Here is a 23,104-nt window from a genome sequence, read left to right on the forward strand (position 1 = left end):
AAGGTCCAGTCACTTTTTTTGCTCGGTAATTACCTAATAAAAATATTTTTAGTATAAAATCAAGTTTTAAGCTTAGTTAACTAACTTTTTTTAATCTATCCTACATTTGTAATTCCATCTTCCATTTCGGCTTGGATTTTTATTTTTCATTCCCTATAAATTTTGTATATTTTACTTTCATCTCCCACTATTTTTTCGATTTAATTCTTCAAATATTTTGTGATTTTATATTTCTTTTTTCAAAATCAACTGGTTTTTTGTTTTTTTAGTCAGCTTTTAAGCACACACTTAACTCTAAATCCAATCCTTACTAAGCTCTTATTTCCAATATTTCTCTAGAGTGCTCAAGCATCTTTTTTCTTGTTAAATTTTTATTATTTTTTGATAATGCAAATCATTCTTGACATTCTAATTAATAGATGTTATCATTATCATAGTCAGTTAATCGATTAATGAAAATAATGTAAAAATTATGAGGTAAATGATATGAAATTTAATAAAAAATACACTATTACAGCCCTACTTTCACTAGGTCTTATCCTTGCAGCTTGTCAAAAAGATGCTGCTGATACAAAAACTAAAGAAGATACTAAGGCAGAAACCAAAGTAGAAGAACAAGCTAAGGACGAAAAACCTGCTGAAGATGAAAAACCAGCTGAAGAAGCTGATAAGGCAAGCATAGCTGATTGGGAAGGCGAATGGAACAATATGGGTGGTTACTTAGAAAAACCTGAAATCCAAGGCGCTTTCAAAACTCTTGCTGAAAAAGAAAATACAGATGAAAAATCTGCCAAAGAAGGCTATCTAAAGAAGAGAAAATGTGATTTTGGTGGTCTAGAAATCTCTGGCGACCATGTTAAATTCCTAAAAGAATTCCCAGATGCTAAAGGTGAAGTTATCGGTGAAGCTGATTATACCTATAAAGACAAAATAGAAGTAGAACACGGTGGTCATAAGCTTGAGTGGGATGTATTTGAAGCTACAAGCAAAGATGCTCCTTACAAGGTTCTTTTAATGATGCCTATCCACGGTGAAGAAAGTCTAACCCACTTCCACATGAGATATGGTGATGATAAGGATAGCTTACTTAAGGAAGAAGGATGGTACCCAACTTTTGTAAAACCATCTTCAACTGACCAACAAATCATAGATGAAATTACTGAATAAGATTTTCTCCCTGGGCCAAGGTTTGCTTGGCCTAAAAAAAGGGAGTAGAAACTTTTTAGCGATTTTTCCTATCCTTGTTCTTCTCCTAGCAACTTCCTGCTCAAAACACGAAAAAAAGACTGGCGATAAACCCCTAATTTATACTTCATTTTACCCAGTCCACGACCTTACTCAGATGATTGGTGGGGATACTGTAAGGGTTGAGAGTTTTATGCCTCTAGATAAGGATCCCCACATTTGGGAGCCTTCTCCTAAGGATATGAAAAAGCTTGCTTCCTGCGACCTCTTAGTTGTAAATGGGGCCAACATGGAGCCTTGGCTTGATACTGTAAAAGAAAACTTGCCAAATCTTGACATTCTAAAGCTTTCTGATTCTGTAGACCTTATTACCTATAAGGGTGCTGCAGCTATAGGCGATTTTCAATACCTAGCAAGGATTGATATCGAAGCTGGTAAAAATAAAATCGACTTTGGCCACACCCATGAAGACATGATGAGGGTTGCTTTTATCAAGGATGAAGGCCTTGAGCAAAAAGACTTGGTTAAAAAAGCCAAGGATATAATGAGCCAAAAAGGCGAACTCGTCCACCAAAAATCTACTAACAAGGTAGAAGAGGGCAAGGTTTATGGAGTAGAGATGGGTCACGAATCTGGCGAAGTTTATTTTGATTTCCCAGATAAGGGTAAGTGGATTTTTATATCTGATAGGATTAGCGAAGACTTGCTGCCTTACAGTTTTGTAGATGGCAAGGGCAATTTCCTAAAAGATGAAGGCAAGGAAGTCTCCCTTATGGAAGGCTCCTCATCGGGTTTTGATAAAATTACCTATGACCCACATTCTTGGATTTCTATTGTAAATGCCAAGAAATATCTAAATGCTATCCAGGAAAAGCTAATAGAAAAATATCCTAAAAACGAAAGAATTTAAAAAAAACAAACTAAAATATGTAGACCAATTGACAGATATAGACGCAGAATATAAAGAAAAATTCGCAAAGCTTGATAAGACTAGGAAAAATTTCCTAACCATACATTACGCTTACGCCTATCTGGCTAGAGATTTTGACCTAACCCAATACCCTCTCCAGGGCCTAACAAGTTTAGAAAGCCCAAGTCTTAAGACAATAAAAAAGGCAATTGATTTTTCAGAATTTAACCACATCTCGACTGTCTTTTATGAATACGGGCAAAATCCAAAACAAGCAAAGGCCTTAGCAGAAGAGATAGGTGGCAAGATTTCTCCCCTTGCCTCTATGGAATATTTGAGCAAAGAACAAAAAGATAAGAACCAATCTTACATTGATTTAATGAGAATGAATCTTGAAAATCTCTACAAGTCTATGGTCGAGGAGGAAAAGTGAAAGCAATAGAAATAAAAGATGTGACTTTTGCCTATAATAAAATCCCCGTCATAAAATCTTGTGATTTCGAATTAGAAATGGGAGATTTGGCCCTTATCCTTGGTGGTAACGGCAGTGGTAAGTCAACTTTAATAAAATTAATGTTAGGTGAACTAAAAAAAGATACAGGTTCTATAAAAATTTTGGGCAAGAATATCGAAGATTACAAGTCCTATAAGGATATAGGCTATGTTCCCCAAATAAATATAGTAAATAAAATATCCTTCCCTATAACTTGCCTAGAACTAGTATCTTTAAATCTTTACGAGGATTTTGGATTTATCAAAATCCCAAAAAAAGCCCACTATCAAAAGGCTAGAGATATCCTTACAAAAATGGGTATGGAAGAATATATCAACACTCCAGTCAATGAATTGTCTGGTGGTCTTGCACAGAGGGCAATGATTGCCAAGGCTATGATTAACAACCCTCAAATCCTTATCCTTGATGAGCCTACAGCAGGTGTTGATAAACAGAGCAAGGCAAACTTTTTTGAAACCATTGATATACTTTCAGAGAAATTCTCCATTACCATTGTTATGGTTACCCACGAATTAAAGGAAATGGAAAGTCTTGACCTAAATATGCAAAAATATGAAATGGTAGAAGGGAGGCTAATAAGATGTTAGAATTTGCCTTTATGAGAAAAGCTTTATTTTTAGGCTTCCTTCTTTCAATTATGATTCCTATTATAGGGATAGTCATGGTAAATAGAAAGACATCCATGATCGGAGATGCCCTTTCCCACACAGCCCTTGCTGGTGTTGGTATGGGACTTATTCTCGGTTTTGACCCACTTGTAGGTTCTGCCATTATTTGTGTACTGGCAGCCTTCCTAATAGAATTAATAAGAAAAAAATTCCCTCAATATGGGGATATGGCAACAGCGGTAATCATGTCTACAGGTCTTGGCATAGCAGCCATCCTATCAGATTTCGCTCCCGGTGGCAATTCCTTTGAATCCTACCTTTTTGGTTCGATTTCATCGGTAACTACAACTGATATCATAAATACTTCTGTAGTATTTATTTTGGTTATAGTCCTTTCTGTTACCAGATATTCAGCGCTCTTAGCCATCGCCATTGACCCAAACACTGCAAGGCTTTCTGGGGTTAAGGTAGAGGCTCTTGATGCCATCTTTACCCTTCTTGCAGCTATAACCATAGCCTTGTCTGTTAAGATAATCGGAGCTTTGATGGTAACAAGCCTCATTGTTCTTCCGGTGGCAACATCACTTATAGTCGCCAAATCCTACAAACAAACCTTTTTCATAACTACTATCCTTGGTGTTATTTACATGATGGTAGGAATAATAATTTCCTATCATTTCGACATCAAGCCAGGCGGATCTATAGTGGTAAATGCAATTATAGGCATGGCAGCATTCGCTCTTTATAAAAAATTTATAAAGAAATAAGCTACAGCCTTGGAACCCTCCAATTTTTCCCAAGGCTTAGTTTAAAGTCTAAAGCTAAGTGTTAACCCTTTAAAATTGTTTAGCAAAAACTGGCTAGGATGAAATTCTATAACGAATTTTCATTCCTAGCCAGTTTTTTATCCTTCGTATTCGCCGAGTTCTTCCTTATATTTTCTAATTAACTCAGGTTCTGTTATATCTTTTGCCATCACATCTATAGCGATTTTTCCCTTGTTGAGCATGATTATCCTGTCAGAATATCTCACAACATCCCTAAGGTTGTGGGAAATCAGTAGGGTAGTTATTTTCTCTGTATCAATTAAGCTTCTTGTCTTGTCCATGATGTTACGACTAGTTTTAGGATCTAAGGCTGCTGTGTGCTCATCAAGGAGCAAGAGCTTTGGCCTCTTGGCTGTTGCCATAAGAAGCGATAGGGACTGCCTTTGACCACCAGATAGAAGTCCAGTTTTGGTATGGAGTTTGTTTTCAAGTCCTAGATTCAAGGACTTAAGCCTTTCTATAATCTCTTTCTCGTCAGCGTTTTTCTTTAGGTTTTTTAGGGTAAATCTCTTGCCTTTTTTTAAGGCGAGGGCCATGTTCTCGTAGATATCAAGGTTGGTAGCGACTCCATCCTTAGGGTCTTGGTTGACCTTACCAATATAAGCTGCTCTTTTTTCTTCGGAAAGCTTGGTCACATCTTCCCCGTCAATTAAAATCGAACCCCCGTCAACCCTAAGGGCTCCAGAGATTATATTCATAAGGGTCGATTTGCCACAACCATTTGGCCCTATAATGGTAGTTGCTACTCCCTCTTCTATTTTAAGTGAAAACTTATCAAAAATTGTCACTTCTTCATCAGTGCCAAGGTTGAAAGTTTTTGATATATTTTTAATTTCTAACATCTCTTACCAACTTTCTGTACTGTTTTTTGCCAAGGTAGTTATTGTAGGCGATAAAGGCGATTACGATTAGGGCTGTAATTAGCTTTAGGTCATTAGGATTTAGGCCAAAATAAATGGCTATTCCTGAAATAATCCTATAGACGATAGCGCCTAAAATTGCCCTGGTTGTATCTCTTAGTTTGTTCGAATTTTTTGCAATTGTATCTCCTATTATGATTGAAGCAAGACCTGTAACAATCATAGCTGTGCCCATGCCTATATCGGCAAAGCCTTGGTAGTTGGTCATAAGACCTCCTGCAAGACCGATTAGGGCGTTTGAAATAATAAGTCCCCAAAATACGTAGGTGTCAGGGTCCTTGCCAAGGGCTTTAACAAGCTTTCTGTTGTTGCCGGTTACTTTTAAAAGATATCCCTGCTCACTTCTTAAAAAATAATCAATTAGGACTTTAATAATAAGAACAAAGGCGATTAGGATTATCCATTTAGGTACGCTTCCAAAAATTGATGGATACTGGGCAACAGGGATATTAGATACACCCTTAATTTTTAAATTCACTGAATAAAGCATGGTTAGGGTCAAAATACCAGTTAAGAGTGGTTCAACCCTCACTTTTTTGTAGAGAAAATAGGTAATAGAACCCGCTGCCACTCCACCAATAACTGATAAGATAAGTCCCAAATAGGGATTTAAACCACTTGTAATCGCAGCTGCTGTTAGGAAGGCTCCTAGTGGGTAGGATCCTTCAAGTGTTAGGTCATAGTATTCCAAAATTTTGTAAGTGAGCATATAGCCCATGGCGAGTACGCCGAAGACAAGGCCTATTTCAACCGATGAGGCCATTATATTTAATAAAACTGTCATCTATTTTCCTTCCTTTTTTTCCATAATCTTAGCATCTTTAAGACCTTCATTTTTTAAATCAAGTCCTAGGTCCTTTGCTGTATCTTTGTTTACAAGCATTTCTAGGTCCTTGGCATCTTCAAATGGGAGTTCTTTTATATCCTTGTTTGCCTCTAGGATTTCCCCTGCCATCTCACCTGCCCTTTGTCCAATTTTTTTGTAATTAACACCCTCTGCAATAAGGGCACCATTTTCCACCGAACCTTCATCGAAGGCAAGACTTGGAATTTTTTCATCTTTCAAAGTCTTGGCTATAACTGGCATGGCATTTACAACCACATTGTCAGTGACAGTTACCATAGCATCTGTACCTGACTTTAGGCTAGCAAGGGCTTGGGGAATGTCATTAATTGATGAAACTCCCTGTTTTTTTAAACTAAGGCCACGCTCCTTGATAGCCCTTTCTAAAGCCTCGATTTGCACAAGAGAATTTTGCTCATTTGTGTTATACATAGTAGCGAAAGTTTTAGTTTCTGGATAAACCTTTAAAAAATCGTCAATAACCTTGGCCGGATCCACATAATCTGAAACCCCTGTTATGTTTTTGCCTGTCCTTGTTTTTTCATCAACCAAGCCTGCACCTATAGGGTCTGTGACGGCTGTAAATAATATCGGCCTGTCGTTGACTATATTGTAAACTCCCTGGGCGGCAGGTGTGCCTATGGTATAAATCAAATCCGCCCCCTTAATCTTAAGGTCGGATGCTAATTGAGGAATTAGAGAAATATCTCCACCTGCCCTGTGGTCAATTAACTTGTAAGATATGCCTTCCTTGTCAAGTTTCTCCAAAAATCCCTCCCTGGCTGCATCAAGTGACGGATGGTCGGCTATCTGTATGACCCCAATTATGTATTCTTTTTTGCCTTCCTTATTACCACATGAGCCTAAAATGATAAGGCCAACCAGCACAAAGATTGTTCCGACCATTTTTGTGAATATTTTTTTCATAAGAACTCCTTTCTTCAAATAAAAATGCTAATAAAAAAAACCCGTCCATATAGGACGAGTGTAAATTCGTGGTACCACCTAATTTTATAATCTAAAAGATTACCTCAACAGGAGTCTAACAACTCCTTGCTTCTGATAACGGTAGCTTCCGTAATAGCTTACTTGTTTCGGCTATTCTGCATACAGAGGGAATAAGTTTTAATCCTTACTAGACTTGCACCAACCGTCTTTTCTCTAGGGTAATTCATTCAAACTGTCTTTCTGTAATCACATTTTTATTTAGTATAATAATACAACTGAATTTATAATATGTCAAGGAATAAATAGCAAAGAAATTCAAAACGAAATTCAAGCTCCCTTAACCCTTTATTTTTAAATAAAAAAGGTGACTCGCCTTTTGGTTTGTCACCTTCAAAAAATTTATAGTCTGTAATTATTCATATTTTGTCCAGCTATGGCTACTGTTGACATATTGTGGATTAGGGATGAATTTGTATTTGACAAGATTCCCAACACTCCTAGGATAATTAGACCAGAATTTATTCCTACTATCTTTCTGTAGTCAGCCTTAATTCTCCTGTCCATGGACTTAGCAAGTTTAATTACTTCTATTAATCCTTCTAGGCTATCTGTGCCTATGGATATGTCTGAAATTTCCTTGGCTATATCAGCTCCTTGATGCATAGCTATACCAACATCTGCAGCTGATAGGGCTACAGAATCATTAATACCATCGCCAATCATGATGACCTTTCTGCCTTCAGCCTTTTTCTTTCTAATGTAGGCTTCCTTATCTTCAGGAAGGACTTGAGACTGGTAGTGGTCAAGGCCTAGACGGTTAGCAACAGAAGCTGCCGCATTTTCTGCATCGCCAGTTAGCATGGCTATTTCTTTAAAGCCTAGCTTTCTTAAATCTGTTATAACACTTTCTGCTTCTTCCCTTATTGGATCTTCTATACAAAGAACAGCTATTAGCCTGTCTGCAAAGGCTAGGTATAAAAGTGAATAGTGTTCCTTAAGTTGATCTATCATTTCCCTAGTTTCATCACTTATTTCTATGCCTTCATCTTCTAGGATAAAGTGTTCTGATCCAATTAGGGCTGGTTTATCAACTATATATGACCTGATACCATGGGCTACGATGTATTCTGGCTTTGAATGCATCTCCTCGTGGTGGAGGTCCTTATCCTTGGCTGCCTTTACAACAGCATTTGCGATTGAATGTGGGAAATGCTCTTCGAGACAAGCTGCAATTCTCAAGCACTCATCTTCGCTTATATCTGTAAGGGCAATGACCTTGGCAAGTCTTGGTTCTGACTTAGTCAAGGTGCCTGTTTTATCAAAGACTATAGTATCAGCCTGAGATAGGTTTTCTAAAAATCTACCACCTTTTACTATAACATCCATATCTGAAGCCTGGCTAATGGCCTTCATGGTTGCTATAGGAATTGTTAATTTTAGGGCACAAGAAAAGTCTACCATCAAAAATGATTTGGCTTTGATGAAATTTCTTGTAAGTAGGTAGGTAAGACCTGCACCTATAAAGGAATATTTAACAAGAGAATCAGCCATATTTTCTGCCTTCTTTTGAGAAAGTGATTTATTTCTTTCACTTTCAGAAATAAGGTTTATGATGTGGCTTAACCTTGAATCGTCATATTTTTTATTAACCTTAACAAGGATGCCACCTTCTTCTAGGGCAGTTCCTGCAAATACAACGGAGCCTTTATTTTTCTTAACAGCTTCACTTTCGCCAGTGAAGGATGCTTCGTTAACCATGGCAAGGCCTTCTACAACTTCTCCATCCACTGGGATTGTAGAACCCATTTCTACTGAAACAAGGTCGCCTACTTCTACTTCCTTGAGAGGCTTTAGAATTTTTTTGCCATCTTCTACTACAAATACCTTGTCAACATTTAGGGCAAGGGAATGAGCCAAGTCATCTTGAGATTTTTTGAGAGTATATTCTTCGAGTTTCTCACCTAAATCTAAGAGGAACATAATATTAGCTGCATCTCCAAATTCACCTGTTGCCAAGGAAACAGAAATAGCTGTAGCATCCAAGAGATCTACATTTAACTTTCTTTGGCGGATTGCCTTTAGACCATCCCTAATAAATGGATAAGCCCTGAGCATAATGAAATATGGACTCAGAGGTGCTGGTATGAAATACCTAAAGAAAATCCTCCTATAAAAGGCATTCCTTAGAATCCTAAAAACGTCCTCTTCCTCTTGTGGGTAAAAATCAGAATCGTCAATAACTAAGTCTTTAATTGTTTTTAAATCAAGGTCTAGGATAAATCTAGCAAGGTTTGGAAGGCTTCCCTTTTCAAATGTAACTGTAAAAGAATTTGCAAGAGGATTTACCTTACAAAACTTAACTCCATCTTGACCTTGGACTAAATACTTTAAATTATTAGCTAGGTCAAAGCTAAGATCTTCTTCATAGACAAACCTAGCCCTGGTATCTAGCCTGTGGGCTAAACTTGCCCTCATTATTTATCTTCGTCCTCTTTAAGTTCAGCCTTAACTTCTTCTTTGATTTGATTAATGAGGTCTTCTTTAGCAACTTCATCTAGGTTAAGTTCAGCTGCTTTTTTAGCTCTTTCTAAATCTTCTTTAGCATTTGCTTCCTTAGCTTCTGCTACTATATCATCAGCAGAAACTCTTACTTGTTCTACTGTCTTATCAATAGATTCTTTAACTCTAAGACCACCTGCAACAGCGCCTACAGCTGCTTTTTTAGCAAGTTCTGAGCTTAAAATCTTTCCCCCAAGAGCTCCAACTAAAACTCCTGCACCGATTCTTAAAATCTTTTTGTTTAACATATTACTCTCCTTTATAAAACATATTAATATTGTATAAATATCACACCATCATTATATTTGATATTTTTTTTAATTCAAGTTTTTATGCAAAATAATTCATAAGATAAAACATTGAAATAACATAAATATACCTATCGTTTTTCTTAATTTTAGTTTTTTTATTCATTTGATATTGATAACAATTCCTGCCATCATTTGCTTCAAAAAAATGAATATTCATTCGTGTTAACACCTATTCTTGCATAAAATTTTACTTAAAGCTTATCCTAGCGCGTATAATATAAATGAAATTTATACTATTTTTTAAATGGAGGATTAAATGAAATCAAATAAGCCACATCTTTCAATCTTTGGAGTGAAGCCTCTTTACGTCCTATCTTGTTTGACCCTAGCTTAATTTTAGATTATGAGGGATTTTTAGAATTAGGGGAAGCTAGTCAAATTAGTCTGCTTTTTGTAGCCCTAGGAATATTTATGATATTTTTCAGCCTATATATATGGGTAAGAGCTGTCCTGATACAAAAAATACATGCAAATGTCAAAGCTGATATCCTAATTACTGATGGAGTTTACGGCACAGTTAGAAATCCAGTCTATACAGCTTTTATATTTATCTTTACAGGCATACTCTTATTTGCGAAAAATTATTTTTTATTGACCTTGCCAATAATCTCTTGGGTGTTTTTGACAATATTGATGAAAGCAAGCGAAGAAAAATATCTAAAGGCTAAATTCGGGAAAGAATATGATCTATATTGCAGGAGGGTAAATCGAGTAATTCCTTGGTTTCTCAAAAAATAAACATTTAAAAACTGGCATAGGATAAGTAGGCGGTCTTTGATAATCAAAGATTGCTTACAAATCTCTTACCAGCTTTTTTTCTAATCATATCTTAAGGTTGAATATAAAATTGCCTTTACGGCAGGAATCCTGTTTTCTGTTTGGTCAAAAACCATGGATCTTTCTGACCTAAAAACTGAATCAGCAACTTCCATCCCGTTAAAATCCCAATCCTTCATATCTTCTGGTAGTTTTGCCAGTACCTTTTGGGAAAGATTTGACTTTTTATCGTGGAAGGCTGGCAGGCAGTGCATAAAAATCGCATCCTTGTCGCACATTGCCATAACCTCATCTGTCACCCTATAAGGATAAAGTCTTCTTATCCTATCCATAGGTGGATTTTCTTTTTCTGTAAGGGAAATCCACATATCTGTGTAGATTATATCGGCATCTGCCACTGCTTCCTCAAGATCATCTGTATAAATAACATCTGAGTCGTGCTTGTCGGAAAACTTTCTTGAAAGTCTAACCAAATCTCTTCTCGGAAAAAACTTCCTTGGCCCACAACCTACAAAATCTATACCAAGTTTTGAACAAGTGATGACAAGAGAGTTTGGCATAATATCGCCAGGATATCCTAGATATGCGAGTTTCAAGCCTCTTAGATAGCCAAATTTTTCCCTAATGGTAAGCATATCTGAAATCATCTGAGAAGGGTGGAACATATCAGTCATAGCATTATAAATTGGAACTTCTGTTATCTTTACAAGTTTTTCTAGTAGATTCTGCTCGTGTCCCCTATAGACTATTCCATCATAATATCTGTCGAAAACAGAAAATGTGTCCTCAATTGATTCGTTTTCGCCCATTTTTGCCTGGGTGTAGTTAATAAAAGATGTAGTCATTCCCAAATCAGCCGCAGCTATCTCAAAAGAAGTCCTGGTTCTTGCTGAAGCTTCCTCAAAAAGAAGGATGATATTTTGTCCTTCTAGATATTTGTGGAGCTTTCTCTGAACCTTTAATTCCTTAAATTCAGCGGCCAAGTCTATTAAATATAGTATTTCCCTTTCAGAAAAATCTTTAAGGGCTATAAAATTTCTTTTTCTTAAATCAATATCCATCTTATTCACCATCTATGACTGTGTCTGAGAAGACAATTACCAGGGTCATATCCTTATTTTTCATCTCTAAAACCCCGTATTCTACGTGGTTTATAAGGGGGTTGTCTTTGTATCTTTTATCAGCTGTTCCGTCCTTATTTACGTGGAGATATGTCTTATTTATCAAAGTAGCATCTGATATCAGTTCTTCTTCAAGAAATACTTCGCTTCTCAAATCCACTTCCATATCCTTGTAATCAATAGCCTTATTCGCTCCATTTTTGTTTATCAAAAGGGCATCAGGTAGGAAGGATAGGGTCAAATCCCCTGCCTCTAGGCTATAAACTTTTACATTTGTACTTAAATCACCAGCGAGACCTTCTCTTAGCCTTAATTCTTTCCTAGCTGTAATTAGGTTCTTATCATCATCTGCTTCAATCTTATCAACCAACCAAACCTTGTCGCTTTCTAAAATCCCTCGAAGAAGCTTGTTGGTAAGGTCGTATTCCTTGCCCGAATCACCTTCAAAATCGTATTCGATTTCAACCGAACTTTTCTTTTTGTAAAAATACATAAGAGCCCCTATTATTGCAACAATCACAAGAAAGGGCCTTATGAAAGTAAGGACAATGCCAAGTATAAAGACCAAAAGCCCCATACTTCTTAATGGATACTTGTAGCCAGCTTCGTCTATAACATCTTTAAGTCCAGTTGATTCCAAGTTTTTAAAATCAAGCCCGAAGTCTCTAGATTCAATTTTAGAATCATCATTGCTAAAAATTTCATTTTTAGGGCTGGATTTTTTCTTAACTCCTCCCCCAAAAGGATTTGAGAAATCTTTTTGGTAGGAAAGACCTGTCCCCGGTAGGAAGGCAGTAGTCCTAAAGCCACCGCTCGCTTTCTTTGTAATCCTAAAACCCTTGCCACCCCAAGAAAATCCTGGTCCAGACTTAGACATATTTATCCTAAATCCCTTGCCTAAATTTATACTTTTTCTAAATCTAATTCCCATTTTTACCTTCTTTCTTTATATTATTATACCCAAAGCCATCTTTTTAAATAAAGACTAGGCTTTTTGAATAAATTAAAATAACACATTAATAATATTCACTTGATTTTTAATTTTTCCTAGTATAATGATATTAGAAGTTAAGAAAATTAAAGTTTTATATAAAGGATGTAAGCTTATGAATAAATTAAGAAGATTAATACTAAGATATTTTAGGGCCCTAACCAACAAGGACACACCCATGTTAGCCAAACTCCTCGCCGCCCTATCCCTAATCTACATCGCCCTACCAGCAGATGTAATCCCAGACATCTTCCCATTTTTAGGCTATGTAGATGACACAGTCCTAACAGCAGGTCTGATTTACTTTTCAAATAAATTGATACCTGAAGAAGTCAAGAAACTAGAAGTATAAAAATATAAAATTAATGAAATATGTACAAATTAAAAAAATCAGGAAAAACCTCTATTTTCCTGATTTTTTAATTTGTAATAAGCTTAAAATTTTATGATCTATAAATACTTATAAATCATAACTTAAAATATAAAATATAATATTTTTTAAGTTCCTTACCTCTAATATTTCAAATAATTCCATGCAATTATGAATATTCAACATGAATATCTCCAATTACTGCAGAAATATTCTTTCCCCCAAAGCCAAAATGTCCATATTCATTTTCAATGCCATTTACAGATAAAATATTATAATTGTCTATTCTTAGAAAAGCTTCATCTTTAGTTACCCTCAACTCAATATCAAAGCATTCTCTTCTATCAAATTCTAATTCATCTAGTAATATAGATGTGTTGAATTTATTTTTATAAGTTTTTATCTTATCCTTATAAATGTCAAAACTATAAAAATCTGCTAACCCAATAACTTTAAAAGCAATCCTAAATATATCCCCTTCTACATTACTTATCCTAGTCTTTACCACTTGGTTTTCCGAATAATATGAGCCTGAAATAGCAATACCATATGAATCTTTTGCCTTGATTAGTAAGCTATCACCTAGCAATTTAGTGGAAATGTTATTATTAGAAAAAGGTGTAACATTGTTTAAAAAATAGCTATTTTGATTCTTAAATTTAATTACTGTATTTGTATTTAATTTTTTTCTAATTTTATTAATTTTAAATCTCGCCAAAATACCTGCGCCATCTTTTGAACTGACTCTTGTAGTCAACATTAGACCAACCTTGTTTATATCAATACTATTTGTGTTGGGAATAGTAAAATCTATTATATTTATTTCTCCATCCTCCAACTCATACTCACAAGAGCATTTAATTATTTCTCCATTTATCAATTCGATAAAAGAATTTACTAATAAACTTTTAGAATGTAAATATTCCACACTAACTTCGAAAGAATATCTATCTCCAGGGTATGCATGAGGCATAACTATCGGGTCATATCTTGAATCCGGAAAGTCTTTTGGCAAATAATTTGTTTTAAGATATATCGATGCCTCATCATTTGCTACTAGATTGTCTACCAGGACATCATAGCAATTTTCACTATTTTTTGATACAAGGTCTCTTAGGATTCTAAAATCATTTCCTATAATTAATCCATTACTAGAGCCTTTAAAATCAAAGGTTAATATATTTGGATTATATTTACAATTAGTTCTTATAGCCCACAAAAAGTTTGTAAAGTCTACGATATTAGTGATATTAAGATCTGGGCTAAAACTTGAACATATGATTAGATCATTTATGTCCTCCCTATATTTCCAGTCTATACCATCCAAGCCATTCATAACTCCCATTATAGTACCAACCACACCAGCATTGCTGTCTGTATCTAGACCACTCATTACTGTAATTTCTATAGCTTTAGAAAAATCATTTTCGCTATATAAAAGTCCAAGCAAGACTATACAAGCGTTTGGTATAATATGGCAAATCCCTTCATAGTTTTCATTAGGAAAGTTCTCATAAACATATTCAATGCCCAACCTATAATCAGAAGTATTATTTAAGTAGAATTCATAAACCTTCCACATATCCTTGACGTATTGGCTAGTTTGATCTAATTTTTTTAGGATATCATAAACCAACTTAACAGTTGAGTCATAATAAACTGCACCAGCTATACAAGCTGATATGAACTGTGCACCAATCAGCCCATCTCCATCATGTGAGATGCTTGCTGCAATTTTTGCATCCTTCATGGCTTTGTCAATGTCTCCGAGATTTATCAGTCCCCAAGAGTCAATAAAGATTTGCCCTCCCACTTGTTCAGAAATAGCCTTTCCATTTTGATTCGAGCTTCCGCTAAGTGGTGCCAGTATTCCTTTTTTGAGATTTTTATATGCGGTATCCTCGCTACTGATTCCTACTCCACCCCACCAAAACATGCCTTGACCATCTCTTGTATAATTAAGCCATGTTTGAGAAATTTTCTCATATGTTAAAGGTTTACCATAATCATATAGGGCTCTTGCGAAAAATATTGGCCCGTTGGTATCATCATCTGCCGCAAATCTTTTTGAATCTTTTATATAATTATTCAACTCTCCAAAAGATTCTTTTATTCTCTCTTTCGTCCAATTTTCAGTTTCTAAGGGGGCTCCAAGTCTGACCCCTATAGCCTTACCTAGTAAGCCAGCGTAGATGCGCTCTTTATAATTTTCCATATAATTTACTATCCAATTCTAAAATATTATTTATAATTGCATTTTTAAATTTAACCCTATCAATTGTTTTCCCAACCCTAGCATTATAGATAGCTTTTTCTTCTTTAGATTTATTAGACAGAGTCATCCCTCTAGTAAGTCCATGAAGAGAAATATCTATGTACCTATCTTCCATCTCAAATATATTCAAATCCGCTAGATATAAAATAGTGCATACATCGTGCAAGGAACACTTGGTGTATCCAAATTTTTTACCATTTGAATGGTAATAATTTATTAGTTCAAACATAGCTTTCGCTAAATAATTCCCTTTTTTTAGCTGCTCGTATTCTCTCTCCAAAAGATAGGCATCCTCTGTTACGTCTAGAGAAAATAAGGTGATTTTGATTCCAGAATCAAAAACAATTTTGGCAGCTTCTGGGTCAGCATAAAAATTAAACTCGGCATAATCAGTGACATTGCCTTTCTGCAAACCGCCTCCCATTATAACTATTTCCTCAATATTTTTGATATATTCAGGATAAGTTTTAATTAATAAAGCAATATTAGTCAGAGGTCCAATGGCAACTATGGTAATTTTTTTTGACTTTAAAGTCTCCTTATAGAAATCTATAAAGTTACCCTTTTCTACTTGATAATTAATTTCTGGAATCTGACTCATCCCATCCATGCCAGTAGTTCCGTGGACATCCTGAGAATAAACTTTATTTAACAAAGACCCCTTGGATCCCTTGAAAATTTTTATATCAGACTTTAAAGTTTGCATCAATAGTCTTGCATTATTTGTTATATTATCAATATCGTTATTACCCGCAACAGTTACAATCCCGTTGATTTTTAACCTATCTATGTTTTTACAAACACTTATTGCGATTGCATCATCTTGACCCGGATCGCAATCAATTATTAATTCTCTATCTCTAGTCATGTATTACTCACTTTTACTTTTTTGTTATTATATAGCTTGATAGAATACAAAAGAAGAGCAACTACTGTAATCACATTAGGTATTATAGAAACCAATTCTGTTGGTATTCCAAAGAATTGAGCTATATTTGAAAGGGCTGATGACACACCAAATAAGATTGAGGATAGAGTTGTGCCAACCATACTTCCCATACCCATGGCTTCAGCAGCTAAGGCTATCCAACCTCTGCCAGCTGTCATATCCCTTGAAAACCAAGAAACATAACCCATAGATAAAAACGCTCCGGCTATACCACACAAAATGCCGCTGATTATAAAAGCAATAAACCTTATTTTGTTAACCTTTATACCTACCGATCTTGCAGCTTCTTCATTTTCTCCTACCGCCATAATGTGTCTACCAAGTTTTGTTTTATTTAGTATTATATAAACTATAATCACAAGCAAGATAGAAAAATATACCAGGGCATTTTGGTTAGAAATAACCTCTCCTAAAAATGGAATATCTTTTATTATTGGTATTTGTACATTTGGTACTACTTTACTAGCAAGGGATGCTGATGTCCCCTTATCTCCAGTTATCAAATATAACAAAAATACTGTTAGATTTGAAGAAAAAAGGTTAAGGGCGATACCGCCTAAAATAACATCAGTTTTTAATTTCAATGTAAAAAAGGCAAGGATGCTAGCCATAACAACGCCTGATATTACTGCGATTATGACACCCATTATTATCGAACTTGTAAAGGCGCTGCCTATTACTGCAAAAAATGAAGCAGTTAACATAATTCCTTCCAAACCTATATTTGGAACTCCAGCCTTATTAGTAACATAGGCTGCGATTGCTGGTAATAAAATTGGTATAGTAACTCTTATTGCAGAATACAGGAAAGCTGTATTAAGAATTTGATTTAGTAAGTTCATTTTTATTAACTTCCTCCAAAATAAGTTTGTTCTTGTAATTTTGCAAAAATCTTCTACCAGAAATCAACAAAATGATTATACCTTGCATTATTCCAACCATTTCCGCTGGTATATCTGTTAATCTACTCATCAAGTCTGCGCCTATTCTTATATAAGATAAAAACAAGGCTGCTGGCAAGACGTTTTTAGGCTTGTTCTTTGCAAGCATAGCTATTAATGCTCCATCAAATCCCAACCCTGGAAGGGCTGTCCATTTAAAGGAGTCGTAGATGCCGAGGATTTCAACTCCGCCTCCTATTCCAGATAATAGTCCAGCTATAAGACTTACAGAAACTATTACTTTCTTGATGTTTATACCAGAATATTTTGCAAACTCAGGATTTGTACCTATTAGATTTATTTCATAACCAAGTTTACTTTTTTCCATTATAAAATGACATACAAATATAGCTAGCAAAGCCAAAATAAGGCCAGAGTGAATTGATGTCCCTGGTAATATTTTATGCAAAAGTGCCGATTTGTTTATAGCAAATGATTTTAGAACAACTGTATTTGACTCTCTGAAATAGTAATTTAATATATATAAACCAATTCCATACAATATAGAATTAAACATCAGAGATACAACCAGTTCGCTTGTACCGTACTTAGCCTTCATAAGACCAATTAAACCTATGACCAAAGCTCCAATTATTCCTGCTACTGTTATTGCGAGGCCAGCGTGCACTACTACAGGAAGTTTGATAACTATTCCTATAATAGCGGCGATAAGTCCGCTAAAATAAAATACTCCTTCTGCACCCATGTTAAACTGACTGCTAGCAAATAACAAGCTCATAGCAAGTCCAGAGAATATTAGAGGAATTGCTGTAGTAACTACATTACCTATATATCTTTTTTTAGTTATAGGTCCTATGATAAAGTTATTAATGGCAGATACAGGATTTTGGCTTAATAGTAATATTATAGAAAATCCAACTAAGAGGGCTATAGATATAGCCATCATAGTTCTCACCATTTCATATTTTTTCAACACTTTTTTCATAACAACTCCTCTAAGCTTGAACCTTTAGCCCAAGCATATACTCTCCTATTTCTGATATATCTATATTTTCCATATCATCAATGCGTGCTACGATTTCTCCATTATACATTACCAAGGCTCTATCACTTATTTTTAGAACTTCATTAATATCTGCACTAACTAATAATATAGCAGTTCCCTGATTTCTTAATTCAATCAGTTTATTATGAATAATTTTTGCAGCTCCTAAATCTACCCCTCTTGTGGGCTGTTCACACAGCAAAAATTTTGGCTTCTCATAGCACTCCCTACCTACGACCACTTTTTGTATATTTCCACCTGATAAGTAGCCAACTACTTGATCGGGACCATTTACTATTATCTCATAATCATCAATGATTTCCTTAGAGTATGAATTTATTGCATCTTTTTTTAAAAAAAACCTATTTGAATAGATTTTTTCTCTATACCTGGTACTCAATAAATTATCAGCTACTGAAAGAGACTCAGATATGCCGACATTCATCCTATCCTCTGGTATATAGGCCAAGGCATCTTTTCTATAATTATCATAGACATAGCTTTTTAAGTCTTTGCCCAAAACTTTGATATCGCCACTATAGCTTCTATCTTTTAGGGTGAGAAGATTGACTAATTCCGCTTGTCCATTGCCTTCTACACCTATCACACCTAGTATCTCACGAGCGTTTATACTGAAATTTATATTATTGAGTGATTTTTTATTTTCATGTGATAAATTTACCTTATTTACCTCTACAATCTTATTTTCAGACGATTCATTTCTAACTGGCATTTCATTATTTAGTTTTTTTCCGACCATAAGATCAGCAATTTGAGATACATCTATATCTTTGGTCAAATAAGTTCCCTTACTTTCGCCTTTTCTAATGATTGTAATCTTGTCTGATATTTCTTTAACTTCATTTAACTTATGTGAAATAAAAATTATTGTATGACCAGATTTTGCCAAAGTTTTGATTTGAATAAAAAGTTCTTCGGTTTCTTGAGGGGTTAGTACTGCAGTTGGCTCGTCTAAAATTATTATTTCCGCTCCCCTTACTAGGGCTTTTATAATTTCAACTTTTTGTTTCATCCCTATAGATATATCAGATACTTTTTTATTATAATCTAATCTAAAATTATACTTATCAGCAATTTCTTTAACTATTTTTGTACATGCATGCTTATCTAAAAATAAGCCCTTGGTTTTTTCAACGCCCAACATTACATTATCAATAATATCTAGCGAATTAATGAGCATAAAATGCTGGTGAACCATTCCAATTCCTTTTTGGATAGCTTCTTCAACATTAGAAAAGTTTACTGGTTCATTTTTTAATAAAAATTCACCTCCTGTTGGTTTTTCCATACCAAAAATAATCTTCATTAAAGTTGATTTGCCAGCACCATTTTCCCCAACCAAGGCGTGTATTTCACCTTTGTTGACTGATAAATTAATATCCTTGTTAGCGATTATTCCATTCTCATAAATCTTAGATATGTTGCTTAATTTTAATATCTCTTTTTCCAATTTTCCCCTCTTAAATAATGGATTTTCTATCGAAACTTAGTAACATTATATTAAAAATTAATTGTTTGATACGCTGTCCCTATATTTTGAAATTTCATCAGTACTCATTTCAAATCCTGATTTAACTTTGATTTTTCCATCAATAATATCTTTGGCTAAGGCACTCATTTTTTCCCTTATTTCTGCTGGTACTGTTTGATAAATATCGTTATCTGCTAATGCTACAGCGTTTGCTGATAGACCTAATAATTCATGTTTGCCAAACTCAAGCTTACCTTCTCTAGCTTTTTTAACTCCTTCTAGGATTGTTGTATCTATTTGCTTAACAACAGATGTCAAAACTAGTTTAGCCTTCTCTGGTTCTGTTTCCCCATAAAGTTTTGATTGATCTGAGTCTACTCCTATGGCATACTTATTTGATTCATAAGCTGCGTCTATCAATCCAAGTCCTGTTTGTCCAGCTACGTTAAAGGCAATATCAACGCCCATATTATACATTCCAATGCCCAATTCTTTACCTTTGGCAGGATCTGTAAAAGTTCCAGCATAACTTGTTGCAACTTTTATATCCTTGTCTATATATTGAGCACCTTGTATATATCCAACCAAGAAGTCATTTATTCCAGGTATATCCATTCCACCTAAGAATCCTATAAGTTTTTCATCATTTGTATTTTTCATTTCTTTATTGCTTGTAACCATTGCTGCAAATGCTCCCGCTAGGAATGAACCTTCGTTTGTCGCATAAGTTACAGAATATACGTTACTTGGTGCTTCTGTACCAGAGTTATCAAAATTTAAAAATCTTGAATCTGGGTTTTCTTCTGCTAATTTGTTCATGATATCACTAGCAGCGTTACCGCTTATTATTAAATCATATCCTTCATCAATGGCATCCAAAAAAGCTGGTTCCCATTTTTTCTCATCAGGAGACATCTCAACTACTTTGGTTGTTACACCTTCAAGTTGTGCAACTTCTTCCATACCCTTATTGGCAGCATCAAAAAAAGACTTATCTCCCAAATTTCCAGGTATTAACAAAATTACCTTATAGCTTTCCCCCTCTTTTTTTGAACTTGTTTCAGATTCTATTTTGTTTCCGCAAGAACTAAAGGCCACAGCCATGACCAAAGTCATTACAAGTGTTAGAATTTTTTTAAAATTTTTCATTTTTTCTCCTTAATTAATATTTTTTCTAATTGTTAGCTACTTATTGTTTGTTTTTGATTATTTCGCTTATTGTTGGTATTGAGGAAGAAGCTCCCTTACTCTTGCATGTAATAGCTGCAGCTAGGCTAGCAATTTCCAAGCTATCTTCTAGGCTATAGTCTTGCGCTTGTAAGCCTAAAAAATACCCACAGAAGGTATCTCCTGCTGCTGTTGTATCCACAACATCGACTTGGTTAGCCTTATATTTTACCAAAGTCTCCCCATTACAATAATATCCACCTTCTTCTCCCAAAGTAAGTATCACCTCCATTGCAGGATAAGTTTCCTTAAAATACGATATTATATCTGATTTGTTATCCATGCCAGACAAAGACTCACCCTCTGTTTCATTTAGAATTAGGCAAGCTACTTTATTAAAATCAATATCATAAATTTTTTCGTTAATCGGTGAGGGATTCAAAAAAACTTTTAGTCCCTTATCACTAGCTACATTCACAATGTAATCAACATCGTTTATTTCGTTTTGCAAAAGGATGTAATCACCTTTATTAAAACCTTTTAATACTTCATTTACATATGATTTTTCTATCTTTTTATTAGCACCTCCATATACTATTATTGAATTTTGTCCACAACTATCTATCTGGATAATAGCATGACCGCTGGAACCAGAAATTTTTTTAATCCTATGGGTCAGATTATTTTCTTCTATATAATCTATTAATAAATCACCATCTTCATTGCCCACTTGACCAGCAAATATCACATCTGCACCAGCTTTTTTTAGGGCTATTGCTTGATTTAATCCCTTACCACCTATGAATTTCTCAAATTTATTAGAGGCGATTGTTTCTCCTTCTTTTACAATTTTGTACACACTGTAGGTATTATCTACATTTAATGAACCGAAATCTAAAACTTTTATATGTTCTTTTATAATTTTTCACCTCTCTTCATCATTAAAACGTTTTAATAACTATGAAAATCCTATATTATGCTTTCTCTAATAACTAATTTAGGTTCTATAAAAATATTTTTATTTGCTATATTATCATTTTTAATTAATTTATCAATCATAAATACAGCTTCTTCTGCTATCTTGCTGAGATTTTGATCTACTGAAGTAAGTTTGGTGCCTAATAAATTATTTATATAGAGATTGTCATAACCAATTAACGATAAATTATTAGGGATTTTTATTTTTTCTGTATTAAAATAATCCATAATGCCATAGGCACACATATCATTGAAGCAAAATATTGAATCTATATCTTTGTTTATAAAATATTCTCCAGCCCTTACACCGCCTTCGAAAGTAAAGTCAGCACAAAAAATATTTTCTTCTTTTATTTTAATCTTATAATCTTTAGCGCAAGCCAAAGCTCCTGATAATCTCCTGTTTGATACAACCGAGTCCCTTGGTCCTAGAGCCAACGCGATTTTTCGTAATCCTCTTTGTATCAAATACTTAACAGCCAAGTATCCTCCCTTTATGTTGTCACCCGTGACTGTATATGTATCCTTATTTTCATAATCGAATTCATCTAGAAATACTATTTTATTGTTATTTAATATTTTTTTTGAAAAAACCTTAACTCTTCTATCTACAACAAAGGTTGCCTCAACAAAATTATCTTCGATTAAGTTTTGGAATAATTCCTCATCAAGATTTTCATTATTTGAATTAAAGATATATAGAAAATACCCTTTTAACCTCATATACCTAGAAAGTTGCTTAGCTAGGAGCCCATAAAAAGGATTTGATATATCAGGTATTATTAACATTATGACATTAGTCTTACCACTAACTAGACTTCTGGCTATATAATTTGCCCTATAATTTAATTTTGTTGCTGCTTCTATAACTCTTTTGCGGGTTTCAGTTGATATTTTATCATTAGTATTATTTAAAACCATTGAAACTGTAGTTGTGGAAACGTTTGCTAAGTTAGCAACATCCTTAATCGTACTCATTTATACCTCTTATTAAAACGTTTTATTAATTGTAAGTATAATACTTTATTATAAAATTGTCAATACTTTATACATAAAAGTCAATGATATTATATAAGCTTTATTTTCAAAAATTGTAGATCTATCAAAACATTTAAATTTATTTAAATATAAAGTCTTATTAATAAATCTTAATATCTAAAAAAACGCCATCCACATCCAAACTCCTCGTAGCTTTTACCCTAGTCTATATAGCCATGCCAGCAAATGTCATCCCAGACATCTTCCCATTTTTAGGCTATGTAGATGACACAGTCCTAACAGCAGCCCTAATTTATTTTTCAAACAAACTAATACCAGAAGAAATAAAAAAAGAAACAAGGTCAATAGAGGGTTAAGATCTGATAATAATTTTAAAAGCCTAGGCAAAATTAGCCTAGGCTTTTGTGTCTTA

General features: G+C 34.5%; 21 protein-coding genes, 1 pseudogene and 1 other annotated feature. Of the genes and pseudogenes, 7 read left to right on the plus strand and 15 right to left on the minus strand.

Features of this window, described 5'->3' with window-relative positions:
• Window positions 1-486: 486 nt before the first annotated feature.
• From HMPREF0072_RS09265 to HMPREF0072_RS09280, 4 genes and pseudogenes are all read left to right on the plus strand, one after another.
• On the plus strand, window positions 487-1,167 hold the full coding sequence (locus tag HMPREF0072_RS09265; protein WP_004829806.1) for a ZinT/AdcA family metal-binding protein: 681 nt from the start codon (window positions 487-489) through the stop codon (window positions 1,165-1,167).
• A pseudogene (locus tag HMPREF0072_RS09270) lies at window positions 1,151-2,565 on the plus strand (metal ABC transporter solute-binding protein, Zn/Mn family). Before HMPREF0072_RS09265 ends, HMPREF0072_RS09270 begins: the two are co-directional and overlap by 17 nt.
• Entirely contained in the window at window positions 2,525-3,196 is a 672-nt protein-coding gene (locus HMPREF0072_RS09275) for a metal ABC transporter ATP-binding protein (protein WP_004829812.1), read from the plus strand. The pseudogene HMPREF0072_RS09270 and the gene HMPREF0072_RS09275 overlap by 41 nt, the downstream one beginning before the upstream one ends.
• Window positions 3,190-3,984 carry a metal ABC transporter permease gene (locus HMPREF0072_RS09280; protein WP_004829814.1) on the plus strand — a complete coding sequence of 265 codons (795 nt, stop codon included), beginning with the start codon at window positions 3,190-3,192 and terminating at the stop codon, window positions 3,982-3,984. The genes HMPREF0072_RS09275 and HMPREF0072_RS09280 overlap by 7 nt, the downstream gene beginning before the upstream one ends.
• 137 nt (window positions 3,985-4,121) lie before the next feature.
• On the opposite strand, the gene HMPREF0072_RS09285 is transcribed toward HMPREF0072_RS09280, so the two are convergent.
• The 5 genes from HMPREF0072_RS09285 to HMPREF0072_RS09305 all read right to left on the minus strand — a co-directional run bounded on the left by HMPREF0072_RS09285 (window position 4,122) and on the right by HMPREF0072_RS09305 (window position 9,563).
• Window positions 4,122-4,886, minus strand: coding sequence for an ABC transporter ATP-binding protein (locus tag HMPREF0072_RS09285; protein ID WP_004829816.1), 765 nt, complete (start codon window positions 4,884-4,886; stop codon window positions 4,122-4,124).
• A complete protein-coding gene (locus HMPREF0072_RS09290; RefSeq protein ID WP_004829818.1) occupies window positions 4,873-5,748 on the minus strand; it encodes an ABC transporter permease in 876 nt (291 codons plus the stop codon). Before HMPREF0072_RS09290 ends, HMPREF0072_RS09285 begins: the two co-directional genes overlap by 14 nt.
• Window positions 5,749-6,735 carry an ABC transporter substrate-binding protein gene (locus tag HMPREF0072_RS09295; RefSeq protein WP_004829820.1) on the minus strand — a complete coding sequence of 329 codons (987 nt, stop codon included), beginning with the start codon at window positions 6,733-6,735 and terminating at the stop codon, window positions 5,749-5,751.
• 47 nt (window positions 6,736-6,782) lie between these two features.
• Window positions 6,783-7,012, minus strand: a binding site (T-box leader).
• 143 nt (window positions 7,013-7,155) lie between these two features.
• Entirely contained in the window at window positions 7,156-9,231 is a 2,076-nt protein-coding gene (locus tag HMPREF0072_RS09300; protein WP_004829821.1) for a heavy metal translocating P-type ATPase, read from the minus strand.
• A complete protein-coding gene (locus HMPREF0072_RS09305) occupies window positions 9,231-9,563 on the minus strand; it encodes a DUF6110 family protein (protein WP_004829824.1) in 333 nt (110 codons plus the stop codon). The genes HMPREF0072_RS09300 and HMPREF0072_RS09305 overlap by 1 nt, the downstream gene beginning before the upstream one ends.
• Window positions 9,564-10,037: 474 nt before the next feature.
• On the opposite strand from HMPREF0072_RS09305, the gene HMPREF0072_RS09310 reads away from it, so the two are divergent.
• Entirely contained in the window at window positions 10,038-10,364 is a 327-nt protein-coding gene (locus HMPREF0072_RS09310) for a methyltransferase family protein (RefSeq protein ID WP_231549499.1), read from the plus strand.
• A gap of 80 nt (window positions 10,365-10,444) precedes the next feature.
• Here HMPREF0072_RS09310 and argF read toward each other — a convergent pair whose 3' ends face one another.
• The gene (argF, locus tag HMPREF0072_RS09315; RefSeq protein WP_037326552.1) at window positions 10,445-11,464 is read right to left on the minus strand and encodes an ornithine carbamoyltransferase; all 1,020 of its coding nucleotides are present in this window, start codon (window positions 11,462-11,464) and stop codon (window positions 10,445-10,447) included.
• Window position 11,465: 1 nt separating this feature from the next.
• Window positions 11,466-12,455: a DUF4236 domain-containing protein gene (locus HMPREF0072_RS09320; protein ID WP_004829832.1), complete on the minus strand. Its 990-nt coding sequence runs from the start codon at window positions 12,453-12,455 to the stop codon at window positions 11,466-11,468.
• Window positions 12,456-12,630: 175 nt separating this feature from the next.
• Here HMPREF0072_RS09320 and HMPREF0072_RS09325 point away from each other — a divergent pair, with 175 nt between their 5' ends.
• Window positions 12,631-12,867, plus strand: coding sequence for a YkvA family protein (locus tag HMPREF0072_RS09325; RefSeq protein WP_039931409.1), 237 nt, complete (start codon window positions 12,631-12,633; stop codon window positions 12,865-12,867).
• A gap of 187 nt (window positions 12,868-13,054) precedes the next feature.
• On the opposite strand, the gene HMPREF0072_RS09330 is transcribed toward HMPREF0072_RS09325, so the two are convergent.
• The 8 genes from HMPREF0072_RS09330 to HMPREF0072_RS09365 are packed head-to-tail and all read right to left on the minus strand — an operon-like array spanning window position 13,055 to window position 22,671.
• The gene (locus tag HMPREF0072_RS09330; RefSeq protein WP_004829836.1) at window positions 13,055-15,100 is read right to left on the minus strand and encodes an ADP-ribosylglycohydrolase family protein; all 2,046 of its coding nucleotides are present in this window, start codon (window positions 15,098-15,100) and stop codon (window positions 13,055-13,057) included.
• Window positions 15,087-16,028 (minus strand): nucleoside hydrolase, encoded by a 942-nt coding sequence (locus HMPREF0072_RS09335; RefSeq protein ID WP_004829837.1) that lies wholly within the window; start codon window positions 16,026-16,028, stop codon window positions 15,087-15,089. The genes HMPREF0072_RS09330 and HMPREF0072_RS09335 overlap by 14 nt, the downstream gene beginning before the upstream one ends.
• Window positions 16,025-16,951 (minus strand): ABC transporter permease, encoded by a 927-nt coding sequence (locus HMPREF0072_RS09340; protein ID WP_004829840.1) that lies wholly within the window; start codon window positions 16,949-16,951, stop codon window positions 16,025-16,027. The genes HMPREF0072_RS09335 and HMPREF0072_RS09340 overlap by 4 nt, the downstream gene beginning before the upstream one ends.
• Window positions 16,926-17,996: an ABC transporter permease gene (locus tag HMPREF0072_RS09345; RefSeq protein WP_004829843.1), complete on the minus strand. Its 1,071-nt coding sequence runs from the start codon at window positions 17,994-17,996 to the stop codon at window positions 16,926-16,928. Before HMPREF0072_RS09345 ends, HMPREF0072_RS09340 begins: the two co-directional genes overlap by 26 nt.
• A 10-nt stretch (window positions 17,997-18,006) precedes the next feature.
• Window positions 18,007-19,527 carry an ABC transporter ATP-binding protein gene (locus HMPREF0072_RS09350; protein WP_004829844.1) on the minus strand — a complete coding sequence of 507 codons (1,521 nt, stop codon included), beginning with the start codon at window positions 19,525-19,527 and terminating at the stop codon, window positions 18,007-18,009.
• 57 nt (window positions 19,528-19,584) lie between these two features.
• Window positions 19,585-20,697, minus strand: a complete 1,113-nt coding sequence (locus HMPREF0072_RS09355; RefSeq protein ID WP_004829847.1) for a BMP family ABC transporter substrate-binding protein — start codon at window positions 20,695-20,697, stop codon at window positions 19,585-19,587.
• A gap of 40 nt (window positions 20,698-20,737) precedes the next feature.
• On the minus strand, window positions 20,738-21,637 hold the full coding sequence (locus HMPREF0072_RS09360) for a ribokinase (RefSeq protein ID WP_081447041.1): 900 nt from the start codon (window positions 21,635-21,637) through the stop codon (window positions 20,738-20,740).
• Between the two features lie 47 nt (window positions 21,638-21,684).
• Window positions 21,685-22,671 carry a LacI family DNA-binding transcriptional regulator gene (locus tag HMPREF0072_RS09365; protein ID WP_004829851.1) on the minus strand — a complete coding sequence of 329 codons (987 nt, stop codon included), beginning with the start codon at window positions 22,669-22,671 and terminating at the stop codon, window positions 21,685-21,687.
• A 173-nt stretch (window positions 22,672-22,844) separates the two neighbouring features.
• Here HMPREF0072_RS09365 and HMPREF0072_RS09370 point away from each other — a divergent pair, with 173 nt between their 5' ends.
• Window positions 22,845-23,048 (plus strand): YkvA family protein, encoded by a 204-nt coding sequence (locus tag HMPREF0072_RS09370; RefSeq protein ID WP_282633193.1) that lies wholly within the window; start codon window positions 22,845-22,847, stop codon window positions 23,046-23,048.
• Window positions 23,049-23,104: the final 56 nt, after the last annotated feature.

The sequence above is a fragment of the Anaerococcus lactolyticus ATCC 51172 genome, assembly GCF_000156575.1.
GTDB classification, from domain to species: Bacteria; Bacillota; Clostridia; order Tissierellales; family Peptoniphilaceae; genus Anaerococcus; species Anaerococcus lactolyticus.